This window comes from Levilactobacillus bambusae (genome assembly GCF_003124125.1).
Lineage (GTDB): Bacteria > Bacillota > Bacilli > Lactobacillales > Lactobacillaceae > Levilactobacillus > Levilactobacillus bambusae.
This window is the reverse complement of the sequence record NZ_QCXQ01000003.1, coordinates 20,952-27,137: the sequence shown is the minus strand read 5'-3', so window position 1 is coordinate 27,137 and position 6,186 is coordinate 20,952. Positions and strand designations below refer to the sequence as shown.

Annotated in this window: 7 protein-coding genes; 5 read left to right on the top strand and 2 right to left on the bottom strand. The window is 47.3% G+C overall.

What is annotated here, in order from left to right; all coding sequences use genetic code 11:
• Together DCM90_RS10115 and DCM90_RS06600 are read left to right on the top strand one after the other, a co-directional pair.
• Positions 1-184: hypothetical protein (locus DCM90_RS10115; RefSeq protein WP_225365996.1), on the top strand; the 184-nt coding region annotated here is incomplete at its 5' end.
• Positions 181-639: an alcohol dehydrogenase gene (locus DCM90_RS06600; protein ID WP_133244326.1), complete on the top strand. Its 459-nt coding sequence runs from the start codon at positions 181-183 to the stop codon at positions 637-639. The genes DCM90_RS10115 and DCM90_RS06600, both read left to right, overlap by 4 nt.
• 10 nt (positions 640-649) lie before the next feature.
• Here DCM90_RS06600 and DCM90_RS06595 read toward each other — a convergent pair whose 3' ends face one another.
• Positions 650-1,849 (bottom strand): chloride channel protein, encoded by a 1,200-nt coding sequence (locus DCM90_RS06595; protein ID WP_109250579.1) that lies wholly within the window; start codon positions 1,847-1,849, stop codon positions 650-652.
• A gap of 272 nt (positions 1,850-2,121) precedes the next feature.
• Between DCM90_RS06595 and DCM90_RS06590 the strand changes: the two genes are divergently transcribed.
• The 3 genes from DCM90_RS06590 to DCM90_RS06580 all read left to right on the top strand — a co-directional run bounded on the left by DCM90_RS06590 (position 2,122) and on the right by DCM90_RS06580 (position 5,084).
• Complete coding sequence (locus DCM90_RS06590) at positions 2,122-3,621, top strand: zinc ribbon domain-containing protein (protein WP_165815240.1); 1,500 nt, start codon at positions 2,122-2,124, stop codon at positions 3,619-3,621.
• Between the two features lie 14 nt (positions 3,622-3,635).
• Entirely contained in the window at positions 3,636-4,481 is an 846-nt protein-coding gene (locus tag DCM90_RS06585) for a zinc ribbon domain-containing protein (RefSeq protein WP_109250577.1), read from the top strand.
• Between the two features lie 132 nt (positions 4,482-4,613).
• Positions 4,614-5,084, top strand: coding sequence for a hypothetical protein (locus DCM90_RS06580; RefSeq protein WP_109250576.1), 471 nt, complete (start codon positions 4,614-4,616; stop codon positions 5,082-5,084).
• 279 nt (positions 5,085-5,363) lie between these two features.
• Here the strand turns inward: DCM90_RS06580 and map are convergent, their stop codons facing one another.
• Positions 5,364-6,158 carry a type I methionyl aminopeptidase gene (gene map, locus DCM90_RS06570; RefSeq protein WP_109250574.1) on the bottom strand — a complete coding sequence of 265 codons (795 nt, stop codon included), beginning with the start codon at positions 6,156-6,158 and terminating at the stop codon, positions 5,364-5,366.
• Between the last annotated feature and the right edge of the window lie 28 nt (positions 6,159-6,186).

Here is a 6,186-nt window from a genome sequence, read left to right as displayed (position 1 = left end):
CTCTGCTCTGCTCTGCTCGATTATTATTGTATTTTCGAATTTGTCAACCCTATTTGCTGATTCTTCAACAAAAATCAACAACATTAAAACTGAATCTCGTGGAGTTCAACTGACCGCTTGCCTTTCTTTTGGTGAGCGGCTATTTGACGTGCCTTGGGATTCAATTGGAGGGCGCCGACAATGAAGAGACTGATTGACTTAACCAACCAACGATTTGGCCGACTAGTAGTGTTGCGGCGAGCCGGACGCAACAAGAGTAATGGCAACGTGAAGTGGCTGTGCCAGTGTGACTGTGGCAACCTGTGTATTAAGGAGGGCTATAACTTGCGAAAGGGCAACACCCGCAGCTGTGGCTGTCTGAGAAAAGAAGTGGCGAGGGAAAAGATTTTTCGTCAACCGAACACGATTGCCCACATTGGCAACTCTGACACCCTGCAAGCAGCCTGGCACCCCAGCAAAAAGGACGCAGTCCGCTCGAAGAACCGCAGTGGCGTGACCGGAGTGAGCTATGACCGGCACCATGATTTGTGGATCGCCCGGCTGTATTATCACCGCGCCTACGTTTTAAATCGGTCCTTTCATACGAAGGAAGAGGCGGTAGCCGCACGGTTAGCGGCCGAAGCCCAGTACTTAAATTAATAAACTGAATTTACCAATCCTTCGCCTTGTCCACGCCCCACGTTACTGCTGCCGTCATACTGCTTCCCAGCACAATCAGGGGAAAGAGGGATAGCGGGAAAACTAATAGGAGCAAGCCGCAAACGATCAGCGGTTTCTTCATAATATTAGTGAGGGTGACGGCGCAGAAGATTGTCGCGACGATTACTGGGGCGAGGTGAAGTAAGCTAGCGATCCCGAGGCCGAAACAAATGGAACCGAAGATGTTGGGGAAGATGTCACCGCCCCGCCAGCCTACGGCGTTATAGAAGATTGCGAGAACCATTTTAAGGCTTCCTAGCAACAGTAGAAAACCTGCTGACAGGGAGCTGAATTCGGTGAGTAAGTCGGGCAAACTGTCTTCACCGGAAAACAGCAGGTAGGATGACCACATGCCACTGAGGCCTAAGATTAAGCCGCCTAAAAGGGCCAATCGAACTGGGGCGTCTAGCTGGTTCAGACGGGCTAACGGCTTTATGAGTCCGTGGTAGGAAAGACTGAAAATCTCTGCCAGAATGAATGCGATCAAAGCAGTCAGAACCCAGTTTGCCGGGTAGGTTAGGGCGTGAAAACGAAGGTGGAAAAATGGGGTTCCGACAAGGTGACTAAGCCAGCTGAAAAGTTCCCAGGCAACGGCGAGGGTTGCAAAGTAAATGGAAAACCGACGGAGCGGCCGATGGTGATGTGGGTCGTGAACAACCTGTTCGGAAAGGCCAAAGAAGGGATTGGTGAAGACGAGGGCGAGGGCAGTACTCATACTCGTATTGGCCCAGTAATCCGAGTCGGTTTCACTATACTTAAGCCGGTCGGATAGCCAGCCGCTCATCCCAACTCCAATGGCGACTAAGGCGGCTTCTGGGCCAACCCCCGCGCCAAAGATTAGGATAACGATGGCGTTTAGCAGGTTGCGCCAGATCTGTCCCTGATAAAAGCTGGCCTGCTTTGTTAACTGCATGGTTTCCTTGATGTTTTTGGGGTAGGGACCGACGAATTTTTGAAGCAGGCCGACCACCAGTCCACCACCCATACCAATAATGAGGGGCCAAATGGTTGGGTGACCTAGCCAGCTAGGCATAGTTTCCCATAGCAAGTGGGTCCCGCCTTTAACCACGATGGTAAAACTAATAATGGTTAGGGTAATCAGACAGCCTAAAAACAGGCTGTACGTTAATTCCTTAAGGTAACTGTTCATGTGCTCGCCTCCCCGTTTTGCTTACAGTGTAGGTGATGCGCACGTTCATTTGGTGAAGACTAAATGAAGATTTATGGATTTTTAGGGGTAATGAACCTTCTTAAGTTGATCTTGAGAAGGTTTTTAATTGCCCTTTTCATTCATAATATAAATTAAAGACTCTTAATAAGTTAACATCACAATTTTATCTGTTTTTCAGTCGTTAAATATCATTTTTAACTAAATTAATCATTTGTTTTATGATAAACTTACGAAGTAATAGGAGGATGATTATGAATAACAAAAAGTTTTTTGCCGCACCGACGGATCAAGGCAGTCCCCAATCATTTTGCCCTAATTGTGGCCATCCGGTGGGGAGCAACGACACGTTTTGTGGCAACTGCGGGTTCGATTTGAAAAAGTTTCGGCAGGGAAAACAGTCGGCTCAGTCTCGACCCAATGGTAAAGATGAGCGAACATCAACGACTGCGGGAGTCAACCAGTCCGCTGAGAATTCCCGGCAACTACGTCATAATGCAGGCGAAAGCAAGGGCGGCCCTAAGCAGTCGTTACCTAGGTGGGCATGGTGGATTATCGGAGCTATCGTGGTGCTTGGGATTGGCGGCTACGTCTGGGGCAATCATTATTATTCGCGCGAAGCAACTCTATCGCGGATTATTGGAAATATCCGGTCTAACCAGCCGAAGGCAAAGGATTATACGACGTCGGATCCGAGCTTAAAGCTGAATAGCACCACGCTTAAACCAATGAGCGAGTATTTAAAGGGAAACCACCAGCAGCTAGCAAAGTTCCAATCTGATTTAAAGAAATCGGATACGTCATCTGACGGTCGATTTACATATACGCAAACGGGAAAGCGGTGGTTGATGTTTCCTAAGTACCAAATTCGGGTTCTTCCCGTTTACCCAAAGGTTAGTACCAATCATAGCGGCGTCAAAATTACCTTGGACGGGAAGCAGATTGCGACTTCGAATTCAACCACATATGATAAACAGATCGGACCCTACGTACCGGGAAATTACCAGTTAAAAGCAACGGGGGATGTTTCGGGGCATCACATGGTCAACTCAGGAACTTACCATTTTGATTCAAGTAGTACTGATTATGATTTGTCGCTTCGGACGGTCAGCTTTAACGTCAATACTGCGCCAGGATCTACCGTCTACGTGGACGGCAAAAAGATGGGTGAAGTAAGTTCTGATGGGGTCTATTCCGTCACGGATATGCCGTGGAACGATAATATGAAGGTTTACGCAACGTACCCGGTATCAAAGGGCAAGGTTGTGACCTCGGACAGCACCAAGATTAGTTATTACGATGATCAGTCCTCGGTTGATGTGACCTACCCCGATCTAATTAGTAAGGATGACGCTGATAGTTTGATGTCATCGGTCTACGGGGCAATAACAGAGGTATCACAGAGCGGGGATACTGATGATGCAACGGATGATGATGGTGACGACGTTGAAGATGACTTTGACGGCGGCTCAAATAGCACTGACTATCAAGATTTAATTAAAATGGCAGAGGGTTATCACAAGAATGATGATATTGAGTCGGTTGATATTGACCCAGACGTTAAATCAGTCGCACCCGGGGTTGACGGAACCAGCGTTGTCAACTTTGAGTTAACGTATACCTTTGGTCAAGATGACCACGACCATATTCAAAAGTTTAGTTATCGGGCGGTTGTGAAAAAAGTTAACGACCACTATGTGATTTCATCGTTAGATGGGCTCAGCAAACTCGATGACCATGATGAAGATTATTAGGGGGATTTAGAATAATGAAATTTTGTCCACAGTGTGGTAGTGAGGTTCAAGCGGGCCAACGGTTCTGTAATAAATGCGGCTACGATCTGACCCCGGCTCCAGATACGCAAACTGAAGCGAGTGTTGACAACGTTCAGGCGGCTGAAAGCCAGGAACACCCAAGAAATGAACGGACCGAACAAGTGAAAACGTATGCGTCAAATTACTGGGTGTGGCTTAAAGCAACGTGGCTGACTCCGGGACGGTTTAGCCAGGGCGAAAATGCCTATTTTGGGATAATTTCGCTTGGGTTATCGGCCGTTTTAATGGCAGGTGCCTTATTAACTGCCAGCTCCCACTTAATGAGCTACTACATGACCTTAGGGAATGTGAGCTCCTCTGTATTTTCAACGGCGATGAACGCGCTTTCCTTACCTGATTTTATTCACCCGGGATTCGGGGGTTTTATGAACGTTCTGCTGTGGGTATTGGCCGTTTTTGCGCTCTATTTAGCGGTGGGTTACGGCGCTAATCGGTTAAATACCAACCAAGTTGATAAGAATTTCTGGCAGTATACGAATCGGTTAGCTTCGTTTACTAACGGCCTCTTAGTCATTAACCTGATTTTATTTCTAGTTAGTTTTACGGTCTCGGGACAAAACTCGGTTCAGTTCTTCTTAATTGTTCTGATCCTTTCCCAACTATTATTTACAGTGGGGCATGTTTTATCCATGTACCATGCCGAAATTGAAACGAAAATCAGTCAACTGTATGTAATTGTGGCGGCTTACGTCATCATCTATGCGGCGATGGCAGTATTCATTTCCTCCACTTTAAAGCAGTGGTTTAACCTGCTGAAAATGCATTACGGTAATTTTTAGCGGACTGATTTTCACCTGATAATAAAATGAGTTGCGGTGTTTAATTGACATCGCAACTCGTTTTTTGATTTTCGTTTACCGCTACCGCCCAATCGTGTACTCTTAACGTGACAGGAATTGGAGGTGACCATTATGAAGCAACGGACATATTTTTTGGGGAAGCGAGCCCGTCAAGTCTGGAATGCAGTTTTCTTTCCGGTGATTCTTATTTGGGGGTGGGCCTACGAAGCGATTACGAATCAAATGACTCGTCTGGGATGGTCCAATGTAGTGGCATTTTGTGGCTGGTTGGGAATTTGGGTGCTCATCATTTACCTGGCAACGTGGATCACTAAGGAGGACCCGCGGGTAATACGGGCGCCAAAACCTGTACTTCGACCAACGAATTTCACGGGCAATCTCCGTCGGATTTCGCTATTCTTTGTGTTTATTGCGGCGTGTTTAGTTATTCCGATTATTGCCGGCTGGATTGAAGAAATCTTAAATCACTGGGGTGTAACGGGGGACTTAAAATCTTTTGCGGAAGTGTTCAGTCTTGCCATCTTACTATTGATGGTTCAGTGGCTGTTTCGAAAGTTAAGTGCCTTCGCCCGACGGCTTTAGCTGTATTTTACGTCAGGGGGGTGATGAATTGTCAGAACAACATTCAGAAGAAAAATTCATTCATGAACGAACAATTGAAGGCAGCTGTCCGCACTGTCGGCAACGAATGACCGTGCACTACGGCATGAACCGCTGTCCCCACTGCCATTACATATTTAAGGCTAATTTTGAGATAAATTAGTGGGCCATAAAGGGTGATTGATAGGTATCACAAAAACTGGAATTTTGGCATATCCGCTGCCAAAATTCCAGTTTTTGCTAGACGAACTAAGTTTCTTTTTACAGTAAATACTTGGCATCAAACTCGGGGTCGTAGGAAGTCAGGATTTTTGGACCGTCCTTGGTAATGGCAATGGTATGCTCATACTGGGCAGAGGCCGAGCCGTCAGCGGACACGTAATCGGTCCAATCATCTTCTTGATCGTAACGGTCGGTGATTTCCCAGGTGCCGATATTAATCATGGGTTCAATCGTAATGGTCATGCCCTCCTTTAGCCGCAGACCGCGGCCTGCAGTCCCGTAGGCTGGCACATCCGGAGCCTCGTGCATGGTTGGCTGAATTCCGTGGCCAATGAGGTCGCGAACAACGCCAAAATGGTTTTCGACTTCTGCGTACTGTTGGATCGCGGCGCCAATGTCCCCAATGCGGTTACCAATGACGGCCTGGTCGATCCCCAGGTACGTGGCCTTTTTAGTCACGTCCATCAGGCGCTGGATTTCGGGAGCCACGGTGCCAACACCGTATGACACACAGGCGTCGCTCATAAAGCCGTTGAGGTTAACGGTCGTATCCACCTTCACCACGTCGCCCTCTTTTAAAAGGGTCCGTTTGCGGGGGATGGTGTGGGCAACTTCGTCATTGACGGAAATGGTTGTGGCAAATTTATAGCCGTCAAAGCCAAGGTCGGCCGGGACTGCCCCGTGACTTTGGATATAGGTGCGGACAAACATTTCAATATCCCAAGTCGAGACTCCGGGTTTAATAAGCGTTTGGACTTCTTTTAAGGCGCCGGCTAAAACAGCACCGGATTCCGCTATTTTTTGAATTTCACGGTTGGATTTAATTGTAATCAAGAGAAGACTTCCTTTTTTTAGGTTGATC